This window comes from Brevibacterium ihuae (genome assembly GCF_900184225.1).
Lineage (GTDB): Bacteria > Actinomycetota > Actinomycetes > Actinomycetales > Brevibacteriaceae > Brevibacterium > Brevibacterium ihuae.
This window is the reverse complement of the sequence record NZ_FXWZ01000002.1, coordinates 233872-252364: the sequence shown is the minus strand read 5'-3', so window position 1 is coordinate 252364 and position 18493 is coordinate 233872. Positions and strand designations below refer to the sequence as shown.

General features: G+C 70.3%; 16 protein-coding genes and 4 tRNA genes. 2 read left to right on the top strand and 18 right to left on the bottom strand.

The genetic code is table 11. The features are described from left to right. Nucleotides 1–35 precede the first annotated feature (35 nt). From ruvB to C1A17_RS01080, 10 genes are all read right to left on the bottom strand, one after another. Nucleotides 36–1109, bottom strand: coding sequence for a Holliday junction branch migration DNA helicase RuvB (gene ruvB / locus C1A17_RS01125; RefSeq protein WP_101649924.1), 1074 nt, complete (start codon nucleotides 1107–1109; stop codon nucleotides 36–38). Beyond that, a complete protein-coding gene (gene ruvA / locus C1A17_RS01120; protein WP_101649922.1) occupies nucleotides 1106–1705 on the bottom strand; it encodes a Holliday junction branch migration protein RuvA in 600 nt (199 codons plus the stop codon). Before ruvA ends, ruvB begins: the two co-directional genes overlap by 4 nt. 109 nt (nucleotides 1706–1814) lie before the next feature. Then, nucleotides 1815–2414, bottom strand: coding sequence for a crossover junction endodeoxyribonuclease RuvC (ruvC, locus tag C1A17_RS01115; protein WP_101649921.1), 600 nt, complete (start codon nucleotides 2412–2414; stop codon nucleotides 1815–1817). Further along, nucleotides 2414–3169 carry a YebC/PmpR family DNA-binding transcriptional regulator gene (locus C1A17_RS01110; protein WP_101649919.1) on the bottom strand — a complete coding sequence of 252 codons (756 nt, stop codon included), beginning with the start codon at nucleotides 3167–3169 and terminating at the stop codon, nucleotides 2414–2416. Before C1A17_RS01110 ends, ruvC begins: the two co-directional genes overlap by 1 nt. Before the next feature lie 36 nt (nucleotides 3170–3205). Continuing rightward, nucleotides 3206–3715 (bottom strand): NUDIX hydrolase, encoded by a 510-nt coding sequence (locus C1A17_RS01105; RefSeq protein WP_101649916.1) that lies wholly within the window; start codon nucleotides 3713–3715, stop codon nucleotides 3206–3208. Then, nucleotides 3712–4329, bottom strand: a complete 618-nt coding sequence (gene pgsA, locus C1A17_RS01100) for a phosphatidylinositol phosphate synthase (protein ID WP_101651457.1) — start codon at nucleotides 4327–4329, stop codon at nucleotides 3712–3714. Before pgsA ends, C1A17_RS01105 begins: the two co-directional genes overlap by 4 nt. Before the next feature lie 4 nt (nucleotides 4330–4333). Further along, nucleotides 4334–6400, bottom strand: a complete 2067-nt coding sequence (locus C1A17_RS01095; protein WP_101649914.1) for a S9 family peptidase — start codon at nucleotides 6398–6400, stop codon at nucleotides 4334–4336. Further along, complete coding sequence (locus C1A17_RS01090; protein ID WP_101649912.1) at nucleotides 6397–6960, bottom strand: HIT family protein; 564 nt, start codon at nucleotides 6958–6960, stop codon at nucleotides 6397–6399. Before C1A17_RS01090 ends, C1A17_RS01095 begins: the two co-directional genes overlap by 4 nt. Nucleotide 6961: 1 nt before the next feature. Continuing rightward, nucleotides 6962–8911, bottom strand: coding sequence for a threonine--tRNA ligase (gene thrS / locus C1A17_RS01085; protein WP_425427270.1), 1950 nt, complete (start codon nucleotides 8909–8911; stop codon nucleotides 6962–6964). Nucleotides 8912–9200: 289 nt separating this feature from the next. Continuing rightward, the gene (locus C1A17_RS01080) at nucleotides 9201–10373 is read right to left on the bottom strand and encodes a hypothetical protein (RefSeq protein WP_101649908.1); all 1173 of its coding nucleotides are present in this window, start codon (nucleotides 10371–10373) and stop codon (nucleotides 9201–9203) included. Nucleotides 10374–11414: 1041 nt separating this feature from the next. Between C1A17_RS01080 and C1A17_RS01070 the strand changes: the two genes are divergently transcribed. Then, on the top strand, nucleotides 11415–12668 hold the full coding sequence (locus C1A17_RS01070) for an IS256 family transposase (RefSeq protein ID WP_101649906.1): 1254 nt from the start codon (nucleotides 11415–11417) through the stop codon (nucleotides 12666–12668). A 480-nt stretch (nucleotides 12669–13148) separates the two neighbouring features. On the opposite strand, the gene C1A17_RS01065 is transcribed toward C1A17_RS01070, so the two are convergent. The 4 genes from C1A17_RS01065 to C1A17_RS01050 form a co-directional block, all read right to left on the bottom strand. Further along, nucleotides 13149–13220, bottom strand: a tRNA-Val gene (locus tag C1A17_RS01065). Between the two features lie 59 nt (nucleotides 13221–13279). Further along, a tRNA-Val gene (locus C1A17_RS01060) sits at nucleotides 13280–13351 on the bottom strand. Nucleotides 13352–13380: 29 nt separating this feature from the next. Continuing rightward, nucleotides 13381–13451 (bottom strand) — tRNA-Cys (locus tag C1A17_RS01055). Between the two features lie 24 nt (nucleotides 13452–13475). Beyond that, nucleotides 13476–13548: transfer RNA gene (locus C1A17_RS01050), tRNA-Gly, on the bottom strand. 229 nt (nucleotides 13549–13777) lie between these two features. Here C1A17_RS01050 and C1A17_RS01045 point away from each other — a divergent pair. Then, the gene (locus C1A17_RS01045; RefSeq protein ID WP_245873364.1) at nucleotides 13778–14248 is read left to right on the top strand and encodes a TIGR02611 family protein; all 471 of its coding nucleotides are present in this window, start codon (nucleotides 13778–13780) and stop codon (nucleotides 14246–14248) included. Between the two features lie 5 nt (nucleotides 14249–14253). Here the strand turns inward: C1A17_RS01045 and C1A17_RS01040 are convergent, their stop codons facing one another. The 4 genes from C1A17_RS01040 to C1A17_RS01025 all read right to left on the bottom strand — a co-directional run bounded on the left by C1A17_RS01040 (nucleotide 14254) and on the right by C1A17_RS01025 (nucleotide 18490). Further along, the gene (locus tag C1A17_RS01040; protein ID WP_101649904.1) at nucleotides 14254–15162 is read right to left on the bottom strand and encodes a PPK2 family polyphosphate kinase; all 909 of its coding nucleotides are present in this window, start codon (nucleotides 15160–15162) and stop codon (nucleotides 14254–14256) included. A 3-nt stretch (nucleotides 15163–15165) separates the two neighbouring features. Next, complete coding sequence (zapE, locus tag C1A17_RS01035; protein WP_101649902.1) at nucleotides 15166–16188, bottom strand: cell division protein ZapE; 1023 nt, start codon at nucleotides 16186–16188, stop codon at nucleotides 15166–15168. Between the two features lie 104 nt (nucleotides 16189–16292). Further along, a complete protein-coding gene (gene era, locus C1A17_RS01030) occupies nucleotides 16293–17234 on the bottom strand; it encodes a GTPase Era (protein ID WP_101649901.1) in 942 nt (313 codons plus the stop codon). Then, nucleotides 17231–18490 (bottom strand): hemolysin family protein, encoded by a 1260-nt coding sequence (locus C1A17_RS01025; RefSeq protein WP_101649899.1) that lies wholly within the window; start codon nucleotides 18488–18490, stop codon nucleotides 17231–17233. The genes era and C1A17_RS01025 overlap by 4 nt, the downstream gene beginning before the upstream one ends. Nucleotides 18491–18493 lie beyond the last annotated feature (3 nt).

The following is an 18493-nucleotide window of genomic DNA, read 5'->3' as shown; positions in this document are numbered from 1 at the left end:
GCCGTCGCGGTCCCCTTCCGGCGGTGCTGTCGGGTTCAGACGCCGAGGTCGAGCGCGGGGTCGCCGGGCTCGAGCCCGAGGTGCCGCCACCCCTCGGCGGTGACGATGCGTCCGCGCGGTGTGCGCGAGATCAGGCCCTCGCGCACGAGGAACGGCTCAGCGACCTCCTCGACGGTCTCCGGCTCCTCCGCGACGGACACCGCGAGCGTGCTCAGGCCCACCGGCCCGCCGGCGAACCGGGTGCACAGGATGGTGAGGACCGCGCGGTCGAGGCGGTCGAGACCGCGGTCGTCGACCTCGTAGACCTCGAGCGCCGCGCGCGCGGCCTCCCGGTCGACGACCCCGGTGCCGCGCACCTGCGCCCAGTCCCGGACCCGGCGCAGCAGCCGGTTGGCGATGCGGGGCGTGCCGCGGGAACGCGAGGCGATCTCCGCGAGTCCGGATTCGGTGGACTCCATGCCGAGCATGCCGGCGGAGCGGACGAGCACGGTCTGCAGGTCCGCGGCGGTGTAGAAGTCGAGGTGCCCGGTGAAGCCGAAGCGATCGCGCAGGGGCGCCGGCAGGAGTCCCGAGCGGGTCGTGGCGCCGACGAGGGTGAAGGGCGGGAGGTCGAGCGGGATCGCGGTCGCCCCGGGACCCTTGCCGACGATGACGTCGACGCGGAAGTCCTCCATCGCGACGTAGAGCATCTCCTCGGCCGCGCGGGCCATCCGGTGGATCTCGTCGATGAAGAGCACCTCGCCTTCCTCGAGCGAGGACAGGATGGCGGCGAGATCGCCGGCGTGCTGCACCGCCGGACCGGAGGTGATGCGGATCTGGGAGCGCATCTCGTGGGCGATGATCATCGCCAGCGTCGTCTTGCCGAGCCCTGGCGGACCGGACAGCAGGACGTGGTCGGGGGCACGCCCGCGCGCGGCGGCGGCATCGAGGACGAGGGAGAGCTGCTCGCGCACCTGCGGCTGCCCGATGAAGTCCGCCATGCCCTTGGGGCGGAGCGCGGCCTCCGCGGCGCGCTCGACCTCGCCGGCCCCGGCCCGGGTCAGCCGCTCGAGCTCGGCCCCGGTCGGCTCGTCCGCGCCGAAGTCCACCTCGTAGCTGCGGTCGCTCATGCGCGTGCTCCGAGCGCGCGGAGCGCGGCCTTGAGGAGTTCTGAGACGGTCGGGTCGTCGAGCCCGGCGGCGGTGTCCTCGACCGCGGACTCGGCCTGGGCCGGGCGCCAGCCGAGGCCGACGAGGGCGTCGACCACCTGCGCGGCGACCGCCGGCGGGGCGGCCGAGGCGCGGCCCGGTGCGGGCGCGGCGACGCTCGTGTCGATCTTCCCGGCGAGCTCGAGCATGAGACGGGCGGCGACCTTCTTGCCGACCCCCGGGACCTTCGTCAGCGGGGCCTGATCACCGGCGGCGATCGCCGCGCGGAGCTCGTCCGGGCTGAGCACGCTGAGTACCGCGAGGGCGAGGCGCGGCCCGATCCCGGAGATCGTCTGCAGGGTCTCGAAGAGATCGCGCTCGTCCTCGACGGCGAAGCCGTACAGCGTGAGCGAGTCCTCGCGCACGACGAGCACCGCGTGGAGGTCGACCTCCTGTCCGTGGCGGACGTCGGCGGCAGTCTGCGGGGTGACGTGGACGCGGCGCCCGATGCCGGCGGTGACGACGGTGAGGCTGTCGGCGCGCACGGAGTGGACGCGGCCGGAGAGAAGGGTGATCACGCGGACTCCTGTGGGAACGGATGTACGAATACGAGTCTATCCGGTGGACCGTGCTCCGACCCGGCAGGCCCGCTCCGCTCGGCGCGTCCGCCCGCCGGGGACCGCCGCTTCAGCGCCGGGTGCTCCGCAGCGCCGCCGCCCACTGCTCCTGTGCGCGGGTGAGGCCGGCGCCCTGCCGGGTCGCGGCGCGGCGGGCGAGGAGGTCCTTCGTCGGACCGGGGGTCGAGGTGGCGGCGGTCGCCCCGCGCCACAGGTGGCAGATCGCAAGCGCGAGGGCGTCGGCGGCGTCCGCGGGCCTCGGCGGCTCGTCGAGCCGGAGGATCCGCGTGACCATGCGGGTCATCTGCTTCTTGTCGGCCCGTCCGCTGCCGGTGATCGCGGCCTTCACCTCGGACGGGGTGTGCATCGCGACGGGGATGCCGCGGCGGGCGGCGAGCCCCATGGTGAGTCCGGACACCTGCGCGGTGCCGATGATCGTCGACACGTCGTTGCGCGCGAACACCCGCTCGATGCTCACGACGTCGGGCCGGTGCGTGTCGAGCCAGCCGTCGAACGCCTCGGCGAGGGTGCCGAGACGGACGTCCACGGAGTCGTCGGCCGGGGTGCGCACGACGTCGACCGCCACGAGGCGCGCAGTGCGGGCCGGTCCGGAGTCGATGACCCCGAGCCCGCACCGGGTGAGCCCGGGGTCGACGCCGAGGATGCGCATCAGCCCGCGTCGAGGGCTGCGAGGACCTCGTCGGAGACATCGGCGTTGGTGTAGACGTTCTGCACGTCATCGAGGTCGTCGAGGACGTCGATGAGCGAGAACACCTTGCGCGCGGTATCCGCGTCGAGGGGCACCTCGACGGTGGGGACGAACGCGGCATCGGCGCTGTCGTAGTCGATGCCGGCCTCCTGGAGCGCGGTGCGCACCGCGACGAGGTCGGTCGCCTCGCTGATGATGTCGAACGTCTCGCCCTGGTCCTTGACCTCCTCCGCACCGGCGTCGAGGGTCGCTTCGAGGATCGCGTCCTCGTCCGTCCCCGCGGCGGGCACCGTGACGACGCCCTTGCGGTTGAAGTTGTAGGCCACCGATCCCGGGTCGGCCATCGAGCCGCCGTTGCGGGTGACGGCGACGCGCACCTCGGAGGCCGCACGGTTGCGGTTGTCGGTGAGGCACTCGATGAGGAGGGCGACGCCGCCGGCGCCGTAGCCCTCGTACATGATCGTCTGGTAGTCGACACCGCCGCCGTCGAGGCCGCCGCCGCGCTTGACCGCCCGATCGATGTTGTCACCGGGGACGGAGGACTTCTTGGCCTTCTGGATCGCGTCGTACAGCGTCGGGTTGCCCTCGGGGTCGGGTCCGCCGTTGCGGGCCGCGACCTCGATGTTCTTGACGAGCTTCGCGAACAGCTTGCCGCGCTTGGCGTCGATGGCCGCCTTCTTGTGCTTCGTCGTGGCCCATTTGGAGTGTCCTGCCACGGATGTGCCTCCGTTGATTCGTCGAGCGGGATGGGGTCAGGGGATCATTCTAGCGTCGGGGCCGCGGTCGAGGTCGAGCGGCGTGTCAGGCGCGGTGCCCGCGAGCACGAGATCCATGAGCTCGATGAGCCGCGGCGGGTGCACGGTCGCGCTCGTCGCCCGGAGCTCGTCCCGGGTCCACCAGCGGGCTCCGACGATCGACGCCTTCTCCACCTCGGTCCACACCGCGTCGGCGAGGTCGATCTCGTCCTCGCACTGGAGACCGTAGAACACCTCGTCCTGATGGAGCGTGCGCTCGGAGAACTCCATGACCGCCCGCCGGGTGGCGAGGGGGCCGAGGAGCTCGCCGGGTTCGCACACGAGACCGGTCTCCTCGGCGAGCTCGCGCGCCGCAGTCTGCTCCGGGGTCTCCCCCATCTCCGCTCCCCCGCCGCACGTGAGCCACCAGCGGCGGGAGTCGTCATGGAGGTCGCGGGCGTGGAGCAGGAACACCTCTCCGGCGCCGTTGAGCAGGACCACGCGCGAGGCCCTCCGCACTCCCCTCATCGGCCCTCCTCCGGGGCGAGCTGGCGATGGACGGCGACGATCCGCTGGCCGATGGTGATCGAGCACAGGAGCATGAGGATCGCGAGCGCGACGGTGAGGACGACGTCGGGCAGGCCGAGGCCGACGAGGCCGGTGACGACGAGGGTGACGAGCAGCCGGTCGGCCCGTTCTGCGATGCCGCCGGCGGCGGTCACTCCGAGTCCTTCGGCCTTGGCCCGGACGTAGGACACGATCGAGCCGGTGACGAGCACGCCGAGCGCCAGCAGCGCGGTGAGCGGGTCGTCCGCACCGAGGAAGTACCACAGGGCGATGCCGACGAACACGGCGGAGTCGGCGAACCGGTCGAGGGTCGAGTCGAGGAATGCGCCCCAGGTCGACCGGCGGTCCGCGAGCCGGGCCATGATGCCGTCGAGCATGTCGCCGAACACGAAGAAGGTGATGACGACCGTGCCCCAGAACAGGTGTCCTGCCGGGTACCCGACGAGCGCGCCGGCGCACACGCCCAGCGTGCCGATGATCGTCACCGCGTCCGGACTGAGCCCGAGGCGCAGCAGCAGCCGCGCGACCGGGGTGAAGAGCGCGGTGAACGCTCGTCTGGCGATGCTGTTGAGCATGCGCTCAGACCAGCCCGCCGGTCGCGCGGACATGCCCGCCGGCTTCGCGGACATGCCCGCCGACCCCGCGCCGCGGAGCGGATCCGGCGCTCCCGGAGAAGACCCGCTCCCACCAGTCGAGGACCGCGTCGAACCGCTGCACGCGGTGGACCGGGCGGCCGGAGCGGGACAGCTCGTGGTTCTCCCCGGGGAAGATCAGCAGCTCGCTGTCGACGCCGGCGCGCTGGAGCGCCGCGAAGTACTGCAGGGCCTGTTCGAGCGGGCAGCGGAAGTCGAGCTCGGAGTGCATGACGAGCGTCGGGGTGTCGACCGAGCCCACACGGGTGAGCGGCGACTGCCGGGCGATCTGCTCCGGGTCGGTGCCGGTGTACCCCTCGGAGAAGTAGCGCCCGATGTCCGAGGTGCCGATGAAGCTCTGCGGGACGAGGTAGCCGCGCTCGACGATCGCACCCGCGAACCGGGAGTCGGAGCCGATGATCATCGCGGTGAGGTAGCCGCCGTAGGAGCCGCCCTGGATCCCCAGCCGCGCGGGATCGAGCTGCGGATGGGCCGCGAGTGCGGCCTCGAGGACCGCGAGCACGTCGGCGGCGGCGGGGTCGGCCAGATCGCCCTGGACGGCGCGGCCCCAGGCCCGGCCCCGGCCGGCGGAGCCGCGCGGATTGGAGTACACGACGGCATAGCCGGCCTCGGTGAGCACCTGGGTCTCGTCGAACAGCTCATGGGTGTACTGCGCGAAGGGCCCGCCGTGGATGTTGAGGATCACGGGGAACGGCCCGTCCCCGCGCGGGATCGCGACCCAGCCGTGCACCTCGCCGCCGGGGCCGTCCGCGGTGAGCGGCTGCGGCACGACCGGGTCCGCGAGGCGGGACAGCGCGGTGCGCTGCCGCGGCGCGGCTCCGGGCCGGTCGACGGTGAACACCTCGCCCGTGCTGTGCTGGGTCCCGGCGGTGTAGACGAGCCCCCCGCCCGGGAGCTCGGCGAGTCCGCCGACGACGTGGTCGGCCGGGGTGAGCGGCGCGACCTCCTCCGCGGTGAGCGGTGCGGTCCGGGACCCGACCGGGATCCGCACGATGCGCTGGGCGCCGTCGGACACGGTCACGGCGAGGACGGAGTCGCCGGAGAGGACGGGTGCGACATCGGCGGCGAGCTCGACCGATTCCTCGTCGGTGAGCCGCTCGGTGGTGCCGGTGCTCCGCTCATGGCGGTAGAGGCCGGTGGTGCGGGCGACGAAGTCGACCGGTCCGCCCTCCCGGCTGGAGGCGGTGAAGACCAGGGTGTCGTCGTCGAGCCAGCGGTGCCGGCTCACCGCGACCTCGCCGAGGTCGAGCGCAACGGCGGAGTCCGCGTCGACGATCCAGACGGTCGAGCGGGTGTCGACCGTGTGCGGTGCCGGTCCGGACCGATCGGCGACGAAGCTGAGGATCGCGCCCGAGGGCGAGTACTGCGGATCGCTGACGTCGGATCCGGGCCACGGCAGCGCTGCGGACTCGACGACCGCGCCGGAGCCGATGATCCCGGCGATGCCGCCCTCGAGCGGCGAGGGCGCGGGGACGGCGGCGCGGAACAGCCGGGCGGGCCGGTCGAGGATGTACCCGACGCCGTTGGCGAGGTGACCGGCACCGGTGATCCGGCGCGGCGCCTCGGCCTCGGGGTCGGTGACCGGATCGGAGCCGTAGCGTCCGGGTTCGGGCACCCGCGCCACCCAGGCGGCCTCCGCCCCGTCGGGGCACAGCGCGAACGCGGTGACCCCGAGCGGTGCGTCCGTCACGGGGCGCAGCTCGGCGCCGGGAGAGGCGAGATGGAGCTGTGCGGGTTCGCCGTGCGCGGAGCGCAGGAGGCCGCGGACCCCGCCGGCGATCTGCAGCTGCGCATCGTGCCAGCCGTGGGTGACCCGCACGGGCGGTGCGTCGTCCGCGTCGGGACCGTCGATGCGGACGGCGGCGAGCTGGGCGAGCGTGCTGTCGGAGTCGGGATCGGGGCGGCCGATCGAGACGAGCACGGTCTCCGGAGCGGCCGGGTCGACGACGGGTCCGGACACGGAGTGGAGGAGGGAGATGTCGGAAGGTCTCATACGGTGTTCCACGCCTCCGCGTAGAGCTCCTGCACCTGGGAGTGCACCTGGGGCAGCGCCTTGGTGTGCGCGACGATGGGGAGGAAGTTCGCGTCGCCCATCCAGCGGGGCACGAGGTGCTGGTGGAGGTGGGCGGCGATGCCGGCTCCCGCGAGCTGGCCCTGGTTCATCCCGATGTTGAATCCGGCCGGTGCGGACACCGAGCGGATGACCCGCATCGCGCGCTGGGTGAACTCCGCGAGCTCGGTCGTCTCCTCGGGGGTGAGATCGGTGTAGTCGGCGACGTGGCGGTACGGGCACACGAGCAGGTGACCGGGGTTGTACGGGTAGAGGTTGAGCACGGCGTACACGGTGGTGCCGCGGGCGACGACGAGGCCGTCCGCGTCGGACTTCTCCGGTGCGGCGCAGAACGGGCACGCCTGCTCGCTCCCGTCGGCCGGCTTGTCCTGCCCGCCGATGTAGACCATGCGGTGCGGGGTCCACAGGCGCTGGAGCCCGTCCGGCTCCCCGGGGAAGCCGCCGGCCGCCTCGGGTTCGGGGATCTCGGGGCGCTCGCTCATCTCACACCTGCGCCTTCGATGCGATCGCGGAGGTGATCTTCTCGAGAGCCGCATCGAGCGGTACGCCGTTCTCCTGGCTGCCGTCGCGGAACCGGAACGACACCGAACCGGCCGCCTGGTCCTCTCCCCCGGCGATGAGGATGAAGGGGACCTTCTCCTTCGTCGCGGTGCGGATCTTCTTCGGCATCCGGTCGTCGGAGTCGTCGACCTCGACCCGCACCCCGGCGGCGCGCAGCCGGTCGGCGAACTCCTTGAGATAGGGCACGAAGGGTTCGGCGACGGGGACGCAGACGACCTGGACGGGGGCCAGCCACACCGGGAACGCCCCGGCGTAGTGCTCGACGAGGACGCCCATGAAGCGCTCGATCGAACCGAACTTCGCGGCGTGGATCATCACCGGCTGCTTGCGGGTGCCGTCGGCGGCCTGGTACTCGAGGCCGAAGCGCTCGGGCTGGTTGAAGTCGTACTGGATCGTCGACATCTGCCAGGTGCGGCCGATCGCATCCCGCGCCTGCACCGACACCTTGGGTCCGTAGTATGCCGCGCCGCCGGGATCGGGGACGAGTTCGAGACCGGTCCCGGAGCACACCTCCTCGAGCACTGCGGTGGCCTTCGCCCACTGCTCGTCCGACCCGATGAATTTGTCGCTCTCCGGGTCGCGCGTGGAGAGCTCGAGGTAGAAGTCGTCGAGGCCGAAGTCGCGGAGCAGGCCGAGGATGAAGTCGAGGAGATGCCGGATCTCGTCGGGCGCCTGCTCCTCGGTGACGTAGGAGTGCGAGTCGTCCTGCGCGAAGCCGCGCACCCGGGTGAGGCCGTGGATGACTCCGGACTTCTCGTAGCGGTACACGTGACCGAACTCGAACAGCCGCATGGGCAGCTCGCGGTACGAGCGACCGCGGGCGCGGAAGATGAGGTTGTGCATCGGGCAGTTCATCGCCTTGAGGTAGTACGGCATGCCCGGTTTGACGACGGCGCCGTCGTCGCCGACGACCTCGTCGACGGTCATCGGCGGGAACATCGTGTCCGCGTAGTACGGGAGATGGCCCGAGGTGCGGAAGAGCTCCTCCTTGGAGATGTGCGGGGTGCCGACGTACTCGAAGCCCTCCTCGACGTGCCGCCGCCGGACGTAGTCCTCCATCTCGCGCTTGATGATGCCGCCCTTGGGGTGGAACACCGGCAGTCCGGAGCCGATCTCGTCGGGGAAGGAGTAGAGGTCGAGCTCGATGCCGAGCCTGCGGTGGTCGCGCTTCTCCGCCTCGGCGATGCGCTGCTGGTACGCCTTGAGGTCGTCCTTCGTCGCCCACGCGGTGCCGTAGACGCGCTGCAGGGTGTCGTTGGCCTGGTCGCCGCGCCAGTACGCGGCCGAGGACTTCGTCACCGCGAAGCCGTTGCCGATGAGCTTGGTGCTCGGCAGGTGGGGCCCGCGGCACAGGTCCTCCCACACGACCTCGTCCTTGCGGTTCCGGTTCTCGTAGATCGTGAGATCGCCCGCGCCGACCTCGACGGAGGCCTCGTCGTCGTGCGCGGCGCGGCCCTTGTCGGCGACGAGCTCGAGCTTGTAGGGCTCGTCCGCCAGGCGGGCGCGCGCCTCGTCGTCGGTGACGACCGCGCGGTGGAACGTCTGCCCCTCCTTGACGATGCGCTGGGCCTTCTTCTCGATCGCCTTGAGGTCCTCGGGGGTGAAGGGCTCGGCCGCCCGGAAGTCGTAGTAGAAGCCGTCGGTGATGTACGGTCCGATGCCCAGCCGAGTGCCGGGGAAGAGCTCCTGGACCGCCTGCGCCACGACGTGGGCGGTCGAGTGCCGCAGGATGTCGAGGCCGTCCTGGTCGGCGAGGGTGATCGCCTCGACGGAGTCACCGGGCGCGAGCGTCCGCTGGAGATCGGCCGGTTCGCCGTTGAGCCGGATCGCGACGACCTCCGCCCGGTCGCCGTACACCGTGGTCCCGGTCATCCCCTCCTCGAACGGGATGGCGGATCCGTCGAGATGAATGGTGTCGGCCACGGTGGAGCTCCTTGTTCTGGCGGTGGGTGGTCTGTCGGTGGGTGTTCCGGCGATGTGCGGCCCGCCGGACGGTACAGTCCGCCGGACGGTGCGGCCCGCTGGGTGGGGCGTCATGCGAACGCGTAGAGCAGTCTATCCCGTACCCCGGACATCGCCGTGCGCGCGGCGGGGCCGGGGACGCCGACAGGGCCGCCCGTCCCGGGGAGGGAGCGGACGACCCCGTCGGTCGCAGCGCGGATCAGCCGCGGGTGAAGGTGTACGGGCTGTCGTAGCCCTGGTCCGAGTTGGCGATGGTGACCTCGAGCTCGAGCGAGTCGATGTCCGCCTCGGGGACCTCGAAGCCCATGACGAAGGTCTTCGACTCCCCGGCGGGGACGACGTCGAAGGAGAGTCCGCCGTCGTACTCCGCGCCGTTGAACACGTCCTCGCAGGTGCCTCCCGAGTAGGTGCACTCGACCATGGGGAACCCGGGGTCGAAGTCGGTGCCCGAGGTGTTGTCGATGGTGAACTCGACGCGGGCGATCTCGCCGCCGGTGTTCGGTGCGGCGAAGTCCTCGACCTGGTCGGGGCCGACCGAGACGGCCATCGTCACTCCGTCGGTGAGCGTCACGCCGTCGCCCGAGGCGGCCGGGGGCGCCTCGGCGCTCTCCTCCGAGCCGGGCGCCGTGGTCTCCTCGACCGGCTCGCTCGGCTCCTGGGTCGGGTCTCCACCGGGATTCGACGGCGCGCTGGTCGGGGTGGTGATGGCGCTGCTCGTCTGCCCGACCTGATCGACGAGCCAGACCGTGCTGACGATCGCGAGCACGATGGACAGCAGGATCGCGATCGCGCCGAGGATGAGGCCGGTGAGGCTCAGCCCGCGATTCGTCGCGGTGCCCTTCTTGGCCGCGCCCATCCCGACGAAGCCGAAGATCACGGCGAGGATGCCGATGACGAGCCCGACGATGCCGATGAAGATGCCGGCGACGGGGATGATGGCGCCGAACGAGGTCAGCAGCGCGATGATGCCGGCGACGAGGGCGAGGATGCCCCAGATGTTCTTCGACTTCGAATCGCCGCCGCCATAGCCGTAGCCCGAGTTGTAGGGATCGCTGCCCCCGTAGGCCGGGGAGAACTGATCGTTCGAACCGTATCCCTGCGGACCGCTGCCGTATCCCTGCTGGTCATATCCCTGCTGATCGTAGGCGCCGGCCGCCTGGTACTCCGGCTGGCTTCCGTACTGATCGCCGTACCCGCCGGTCTGCCCGCCGTAGGGGTCGGCCTGCTGGTCGCCGTAGCCGCCGGGCTGGGAGCCGTACTGCGGCGCCTGGTAGCTCTGGTCGGACCCGTACTGGCCGGGATTCTGCGGATCGTACTGGTTGCCGTACGGGTTGTTCGGATCGGATCCGTACGGGTTCTGGGGAGAGGACATCGTTGCGCCTGCACTTTCTGCGCTCGCAGGGATGATTCGTGGTCGTGACAGATCCAGGTTAGCGGCAGTCCCGGGGAATCCGTGCCACCGTCCGTTCCAATTCGAGAACAACATGCATTCCGAATCGGCACGCGACCGTTCCGAACCGGCAGGTGACCGGTCGTCGGCGCCGGAGCGTGCCATCTCCACACTCTGTGCGCTGTCCGTGCTCACAGCCGTGGGGTGCTGCTGCGCGCGCCTCGAGAACCGTGATCGGCTGGGTGCCGTCGAAGGGCGTCCGGCGCCAGTCGCCACCCACAGCGGTGAGCTCGAAACCGGCGCGCTCCAGCTGTGCGGTCAGGACATCGTGGTCGTGGAACATCAGTTCCAGCTCTTCGACGATCTGCTCGTCGGTGATCTCGCGGTGGGTGTGGGTACCCTTGAGCCCCTGGCCCGGGTCGAGCTCGCGGGTCGTAGTCGACCGTCGGCCACGAGCCGACCCGCGGAAAGCACACCGTCTCCTCGAGGTTCAGGCCCGTTCATCCGGCACGGTGGGCGCTGAGGTACGCACGGAACCATTTCTCCTGCGCACTCCCCCGCCGGTACCCGGCTCCCGGTCCGGCGACCGGCGGCCGCAGTCGGATGAGCCGCACAACTGGGGCACGGGCGCTGCCGCCCGCCCCATCGGGCAGCAGATCGCCCTGGTCGGAAGCCGCCGGTGCGCCCTGTGGTGGGGGTGCACCACGGCTGGGAGGCGAGTGTGCTGGTTGCCAGTACGCTCGTCCGATCGACGGCGGCGTGGCCGCCTCATAGCGCGCACCGGTCGGGGTCGTGACGATGAGCCGGCCGGGGTCCGCCTCGTGCGTCCACCCCGGGTTCTCCTTCACGTCATTGCACGCCGCGCACAACCCCGAAGCATTCCTGAAATCTGTCGCCCCCGGGTAGTGCCCCATAGAGTGGTGTAACGCACGGAGGCCCGGGCACATCGCTCCTGATGTGGACGCGGCCACCGTGTGATCCTTCGAGTCAACCTTCCAAGAATCCTCGAACGGAGTCACAACGATGACCGCTCCTCACATTATCGACCCTGCCGGCCTGCTGGGTGAAGCCCTGTCCGAAGCCTCCCCGGACATGATGCGTACCCTGCTGCAGACCATGATCAATACCCTGCTGTCCGCGGACGCCGATGCCGTTGTTGGTGCCGAGTGGGGCAAGTCCTCCCCGGACCGGACGGCCAGGCGTAACGGCTACCGCCACCGGGAGCTCGACACCCGGGTCGGGACGCTCGACGTGGCCATCCCGAAGCTGCGACAAGGCACGTACTTCCCGGAATGGCTGCTCGAGCGCCGCAAGCGTGCAGAGTCGGCTCTGATCACGGTCATCGCGGACTGCTACCTCGCCGGAGTCTCCACGAGACGGATGGACAAGCTCGTCAAGACCCTGGGCATCAACGCGTTGTCGAAGTCCCAGGTCTCCCGGATGGCAGCGGATCTCGATGAGCAGGTCGAGGCTTTCCGCCACCGGCCCCTCGATGAGTCCGGCCCGTTCACGTTCGTCGCCGCCGACGCGCTGACGATGAAGGTCCGCGAGAACGGACGGGTGGTCAACGCCGTCGCCCTGCTGGCCACTGGCGTCAACGGTGATGGTCACCGAGAGGTCCTCGGACTGCGGGTGGCCACCAGTGAGACAGGGGCGGCGTGGAACGAGTTCTTCGCTGACCTCGTCGCCCGTGGGCTGGCTGGGGTCCGTCTGGTCACGTCCGACGCCCACGCCGGGTTGAAGGACGCGATCGCTGCGAATCTGCCCGGCGCGGTGTGGCAGCGCTGCCGGACTCACTACGCGGCGAACCTGATGGGCATCACCCCGAAGTCCATGTGGCCGGCGGTGAAGGCGATGATGCACAGCGTGTACGACCAGCCCGACGCCGCGGCCGTGGATGCCCAGTTCGATCGGCTCTTGGACTACGTGACTGAGAAGCTGCCGCAGGTCGGCGAGCATCTCGACGTGGCGCGGGCGGACATCCTGGCCTTTACCACGTTCCCGAAGGATGTCTGGGCCCAGATCTGGTCGAACAACCCTGCCGAGAGGCTCAACCGTGAGATCCGTCGCCGGACCGACGCCGTGGGGATCTTCCCTAATCGGTCCGCGATCGTGCGGCTGGTCGGGGCGGTGCTGGCTGAGCAGACCGATGAATGGGCCGAAGGGCGCCGCTACCTCGGGCTCGAGGTCCTGGCCCGTTGCCGACTCACGGCCGTCGAGAACACCGGAGACGAGGTGAGCACCGACACCGACATCCCACTCGAACTCAGCGCCTGAGACCCCTAACGAAGGATCCAACCGCTACACCACTCCAAGGGACTTGACCCGCCCCCGTCACGATGCGGTCTCGCGTGATCGATATGCCGGATCGGAGCATCGCGGGCCCCAGCGCCAGCGACAGCCCCGGTCACAGGCACGCCGTGGCGAGAAGGGCACCTCAGCGGTGAGGCGAGAGGGCACCGCGGCAATGGCGGTGCCGAGAGCGAGCGGCCACCTCAGCCGAGGGATGCCGGAACAGGCGGTCACCTCGCCTGCGGGCGTCACAGCAACGGGAAGAGCACCTCGGCAGCGGATGCGGGACGCCACGGGGACCCCGCGCCACGGCAGCTCGGCACCTGTTCGTTCGGAGGGTTCTGAGGCCTCCCGGCACCCATCGACATTGCGAAGAATCGCGGAATCGCTCTCAGGAACCTTCGTAAATTGAGGGGTGAATGCGGCGAGTGCCGGGTGGATGTCCACCCGGCACTCGTCCTGCTGTGCGCGATACTGGGATCGAACCAGTGACCTCTTCCGTGTCAGGGAAGCGCGCTACCGCTGCGCCAATCGCGCTCATCCGCTCCGACAAGATGCCGAAGGGCTGTGCACTGGAGACCCGTGAGGGCCTGCCGTGCGCGATACTGGGATCGAACCAGTGACCTCTTCCGTGTGAAGGAAGCGCGCTACCGCTGCGCCAATCGCGCTCTGTCCGAAGCACTTCGGACCGAACCTGAGGTGGAGAGGGGATTCGAACCCCCGTATACGGCTTTGCAGGCCGCTGCCTCGCCTCTCGGCCACTCCACCGTGAGACGGCCAGGCCTGTCTCCGAGCGGACGACGGGATTCGAACCCGCGACCCTCACCTTGGCAAGGTGATGCTCTACCAGCTGAGCCACGTCCGCATGTCCACCGGGGCTTCCCGGCAACGAAAAACCACTCTATACGCTCACTCCCCCGATGCCAAATCCCACGGCGGGCCCTTCGCCGTGACCCTCCTCACACTCACTGCAGACCGAGACGCCTCACCAGCAGGAACAGGCGGGAACGTGGGGCGCACGACCGCTGATGCGGCGCCTCGGGAGCGGTCCCCGGTTCAGGTTCCTCCCACTCTGGCTCCCTAGAATCGGTGCCGTGAGCACCCAGCAGACACGACCACCGGGATGGCTGTCGAAGTCCCACAAGCACGGGCCGTCGTGGCTCCGGCAGGTGCGTCTGCGCTTCCTCCGCTGGAGAGCTGCGATCCACCGCAATCCGCAGGCATCGTTCGTCTACAAGTGGTGCGTGGGGACGGTCGGAGGCATCGTCATCGCCGGCGGGCTCCTCCTCGTGCCCCTGCCGGGCCCGGGGTGGCTCATCGTGTTCCTCGGCGTCGCGATCATCGCCTCGGAGTTCACGTGGGCGCGCGATCTGCTGCTGTGGGGTCGGGCGCTCCTCCACCGCTGGACCCAATGGCTCGGGCGCAGCCACTGGATCGTGCGGGTCCTCGTCGCCGGGGCGACCTGCGCCTTCGTCCTCATGGTCGTCTGGGGCGTGCTGCGCCTCATCGGCCTCCCCGACTGGGTGCCCGATCAGTTCGTCCCCGGCTGGCTCGGCTTCGAGTGACGCGGTCAGGACCCCTGCGGCCCGCCGGCCTCGAGACGGGCGAGCTCGGCGGCCGGGTCGAAGTTCCCGCGCGGCCATTCCAGGTCGAGCTGCTCGAGCTCGTGGATGAGGATCCGGGTGACCGCCCAGCGCGAGTACCACTTGCGATCGGCGGGCACGACGAACCACGGCGCTCCGGCCCGTGAGGTCCGGTCGAGCACATCCTGGAAAGCCGTCGTGTACTCGTCCCACAGCGCGCGGTCGTCGAGGTCGGAGGCCGAGTGCTTCCACTGCTTGTCGATCCGCACGAGCCGATCGCGCAGCCGCTCCGCCTGCTCCTCGGGCGAGATCGTCAGCATGATCTTGACGATGCGGATCCCGCTCTCGTGCAGCCCCTCCTCGAACTCGTTGATGACGTCATAGCGGTCCTTCCACACCGATTCCGGCGCGAGGTCGTGCATCCGGGTCGCGAGGATGTCCTCGTAGTGGGAGCGGTCGAACACCGCGATGTTGCCCCACCGCGGCAGCCGCTTGTAGACGCGCCAGAGGAAGTGATGGGCGGCCTCTTCGGCCGTGGGGACGCCGAACGCGGCGACCTCGACGCCGTGCGGGCTGAGAGCGCTGACGACATGCTTGACGAGCCCGCCCTTGCCGGCGCTGTCCCGACCCTGGATGACGAGGAGCACCGCGTTGTGCAGACCGTTGACCGCCGCATTGGCGAAGAGCCGCTCCTGCAGGTCGGCGAGAACCGCGGAATCGAAGGCCTGGGCGATCTTCCCGTCGGCCTTCCCTCCGCTGAACCCGGGGGTCGCGGACGGGTCGACGGCGGCGAACCGATTGCCCGGGGCGAACCGGAGCAGATCGGCGACCTCGCCGGGCGCGGCCTGGTCGACGTTGTCAGCGAGCGGCGGGACCTCGGCGGGAATGATCTTCATCGGTCAGCGCTCCTCGTCGCCGGCGAGAGCCGTGAGGCGCGACAGGCAGCGCATGTACTTCTTCTTGTAGCCGCCGGCGAGCATGTCGTCGGTGAAGACGGCGTCGAGGCGCGCTCCGGAGTTGTGGATGTCGACGCTCCGGTCGTACATCCGGTCGACGAGCGCGACGAAGCGCAGTGCGACTCCCTCGTTCTCGATGGTCTCGACGTCGTCCCAGAGGACCGCGTCGATGTCGCCGAGCATGCGTCCGTAGCGCGAGGGATGCACGGTGGAGAGGTGATCGAGCAGGGCGCCGAAGTCGTCGCGGGCGACGACCCCCTCGGCGGATCCGGCGACCGAGTCGAGCTCGGCGGCCGAGAGCGCCTCGGGAGGGGTGGGCGCACCCCGGTGGCGGTAGTCGTCGCCGTCGATCCGCTGGACGGAGAACTGGTCGGCCAGCGCCTGGATCTCGCGCAGGAAGTCCTGGGCGGCGAAGCGCCCCTGGCCGAGAGCGCCGGGCAGCGTGTTCGAGGTGGCGACGATCTTGACGCCGGCATCGGTGAGCTCGCGCATGAGGCGCGACATCATCACCGTGTCGCCCGGATCGTCGAGCTCGAACTCGTCGATGCACACGAGCTTCATCTGCGAGAGCTGCTCACGCGCCTTCTGGAATCCGAGGGCGCCGATGAGGCTCGTGTACTCGACGAAGGTGCCGAACGTCGCGGGCTTCTCGTGCGCGTGCCAGGCCGAGGCGAGGAGGTGGGTCTTGCCCACGCCGTATCCGCCGTCGAGGTAGACGCCCTTCGCGCCCTCCTGCTTCGCCCCGCCGCCGAACAGCCTGGCGAGCATCCCCTGCTTGGGCTTGGCGGTGACGAAATCCCGCAGCGTGTCCCGGGCCTCGGCCTGGGACGGCTGGGCGGGATCGGGACGGTAGCTGTCGAAGGACACGGACTCGAAGTGCGGCGGCGGGACCAGCCCGGAGATGAGCTCATCCGGGGCGACCCGCGGGTTCCGGTCCGTCAGCGCGACGATCTGCGATGCATTCACAATGTGCCAGTCTACCCAGGCGGGTCGGTGATGGACGGGTCCGGGCCGCGTGCTCGGTCGAACGGTACTGATCCGGCCCGCCCGGCACCGAATCCCGGCCGCGCTCAGGAGAAGTCGAAGCCGAGGCGCCCGAGCTGCTTGGGGTCGCGCTGCCAGTCCTTCGCGACCTTGACATGGAGGTCGAGGTAGATCGGGGTGCCGAGCAGGGCCTGGATGCCCTGGCGGGCGCGGCTGCCGATCTCCTTGAGCCGGGCACCGCGCTTGCCGATGACGATGGCCTTCTGGCTCGGGCGCTCGACATAGATGTTGACGTGGACGTCCCACAGCGGGTGGTCCTCGTCGCGGCCCTCGCGCGGACCCATCTCCTCGACCTGGACGGCGAGCGAGTGGGGCAGCTCGTCGCGCACGCCCTCGAGGAGCGCCTCCCGGACGAGCTCGGCGACCATGACCGACTCGGGCTCGTCGGTGAGCTCCCCGTCGGGGTACAGCCGCGGGGACAGCGGCAGGTGCCCGGCGAGGACGGTGTCGACGGTGTCGACCTGGAAGTCGTCGCGCGCGGACACCGGCACGATGTCGGCGAACTCGCCGAGCTCGCCGACCGCCATGAGCGCGCGGGCGACCTGTTCCCGCTCGACGGTGTCGACCTTGGTGACGAGGGCGACGACCGGGGTGCGGCGGGCGACGTGCTGGAGCTGCTCGGCGATGTAGCGGTCGCCGGGGCCGATCTTCTCGTTCGCCGGCAGGCAGAACCCGATGACGTCGACCTCCGCCAGGGTGGAGATCACGAGGTCGTTGAGCCGGGCGCCGAGCAGGGTGCGCGGACGGTGGAGCCCGGGGGTGTCGACGAGGACGAGCTGGTGGTCCTCCCGGTGGACGATCCCGCGGATCGTGTGGCGGGTCGTCTGCGGCTTCGCCGAGGTGATGGCGACCTTGGCGCCGACGAGCGCGTTGGTCAGGGTCGACTTCCCGGTGTTCGGCCGGCCGACGAAGCACGCGAATCCGGCGCGGTGCCCCTCCGGGACGTTCGGATCGATGAGCGAGGTCACGGGGCGACCGCCTCCTTCTCCTGCGTGACGGCGACGTGGGTGATGCGGTGGCGGCGCCCCTGGCCGGGCAGCGCCCGGATGTGGAGGCCGGCGATGACGGCGGCCGAGCCCTCGATGGGCACCCGCCCGATCTCCTTGGTGAGGAGGCCGCCCACGGTGGTGACCTCCTCCTCCTCGATCCGCACGTCGAAGTGCTCAGCGAGATCCTCGATCTGGGTGCGGGTGCTCACGCGGTACTCCCCGGGAGCGGTCTCGACGATGTCCTCGTCGGACACATCGTGCTCGTCGTCGATCTCGCCGACGATCTCCTCGACGATGTCCTCGATGGTGATGAGCCCGGCCGTCCCGCCGTACTCGTCGATGACGACGGCGACGTGGGTGCTCTCGCGCTGCATCTGCCGCAGCAGGTCGTCGACGGCCTTGGTGTCGGGCACGAACGCCACCGGCCGTGCGAGTTCGCGGACGGACAGGTCCCGCTGCTCCGGGTGGGCGTGGAGGCGGCGGGCGACGTCCTTGAGGTAGAGCACGCCGATGATGTCGTCGACGTCCTCGTCGATGACCGGCACCCGGGAGAACCCCGAGCGCAGGAACAGCGTCATCGCCTTCGTCAGCGGGGTCGCGGCATCGACGGTGACGAGGTCGGTGCGCGGGACCATGACGCGGTAGGTGCGGGTGTCGCCGAGGTCGAACACGCTCCTGATCATGTCCCGCTCGTCGTCCTCGATGACGTCGGCGCGATCGACGATGTCGCGCAGCTGCTCCTCCGACACGAGCGGACCGTCGCGGTAGACCTTCGCCGGGGTGAGCATGTTGCCCATCCACACGAGGACCCGGGCGAACGGGCCGAGCGCGGTGCGCAGTCCGCTGATGAGCCAACCGAGGGCGAGCGAGACCGACAGCGAACGGCGCCGGCCGATGGTGCGCGGTGAGATGCCGGCGATGACGAACACCGCGATCGAGGCGGTGAGCACGGTGCACAGCACCATCTGCCAGCTCGCGTCGAAGACGACGTTGTAGGCCATCGCGACGAACACCGTCGCCATCGCCTCGAAGACCTGCCGCACGAAGGTGAGGACGTTGATGTGGGTCGGCAGGTCCGCGAGGATCCGCATGACCTGGCCGGCGCCGCGGCGCCCGTCCTCGGCGGCGTCGGCGACCTGGTGGTGGGAGACGGCGGACAGTCCGGCGTCCGCGGCGGCGAGCACGGCCGCCGCCGCGAGACAGACGAGCGCGAGGAGGAAGAAGGTGAGGATCATCGG

Coding starts and splice junctions, on each gene's coding strand:
- pgsA (WP_101651457.1), bottom strand. CDS start 4,329: ATGCTCAACAGCATCGCCAGACGAGCGTTCACCGCGCTCTTCACCCCG.
- C1A17_RS01105 (WP_101649916.1), bottom strand. CDS start 3,715: ATGAGGGGAGTGCGGAGGGCCTCGCGCGTGGTCCTGCTCAACGGCGCC.
- C1A17_RS01080 (WP_101649908.1), bottom strand. CDS start 10,373: ATGTCCTCTCCCCAGAACCCGTACGGATCCGATCCGAACAACCCGTAC.
- C1A17_RS01095 (WP_101649914.1), bottom strand. CDS start 6,400: ATGAGACCTTCCGACATCTCCCTCCTCCACTCCGTGTCCGGACCCGTC.
- C1A17_RS01025 (WP_101649899.1), bottom strand. CDS start 18,490: ATGATCCTCACCTTCTTCCTCCTCGCGCTCGTCTGTCTCGCGGCGGCG.
- ruvC (WP_101649921.1), bottom strand. CDS start 2,414: ATGCGCATCCTCGGCGTCGACCCCGGGCTCACCCGGTGCGGGCTCGGG.
- thrS (WP_425427270.1), bottom strand. CDS start 8,911: ATGACCGGGACCACGGTGTACGGCGACCGGGCGGAGGTCGTCGCGATC.
- ruvB (WP_101649924.1), bottom strand. CDS start 1,109: ATGAGCGACCGCAGCTACGAGGTGGACTTCGGCGCGGACGAGCCGACC.
- C1A17_RS01090 (WP_101649912.1), bottom strand. CDS start 6,960: ATGAGCGAGCGCCCCGAGATCCCCGAACCCGAGGCGGCCGGCGGCTTC.
- C1A17_RS01070 (WP_101649906.1), top strand. CDS start 11,415: ATGACCGCTCCTCACATTATCGACCCTGCCGGCCTGCTGGGTGAAGCC.
- C1A17_RS01040 (WP_101649904.1), bottom strand. CDS start 15,162: ATGAAGATCATTCCCGCCGAGGTCCCGCCGCTCGCTGACAACGTCGAC.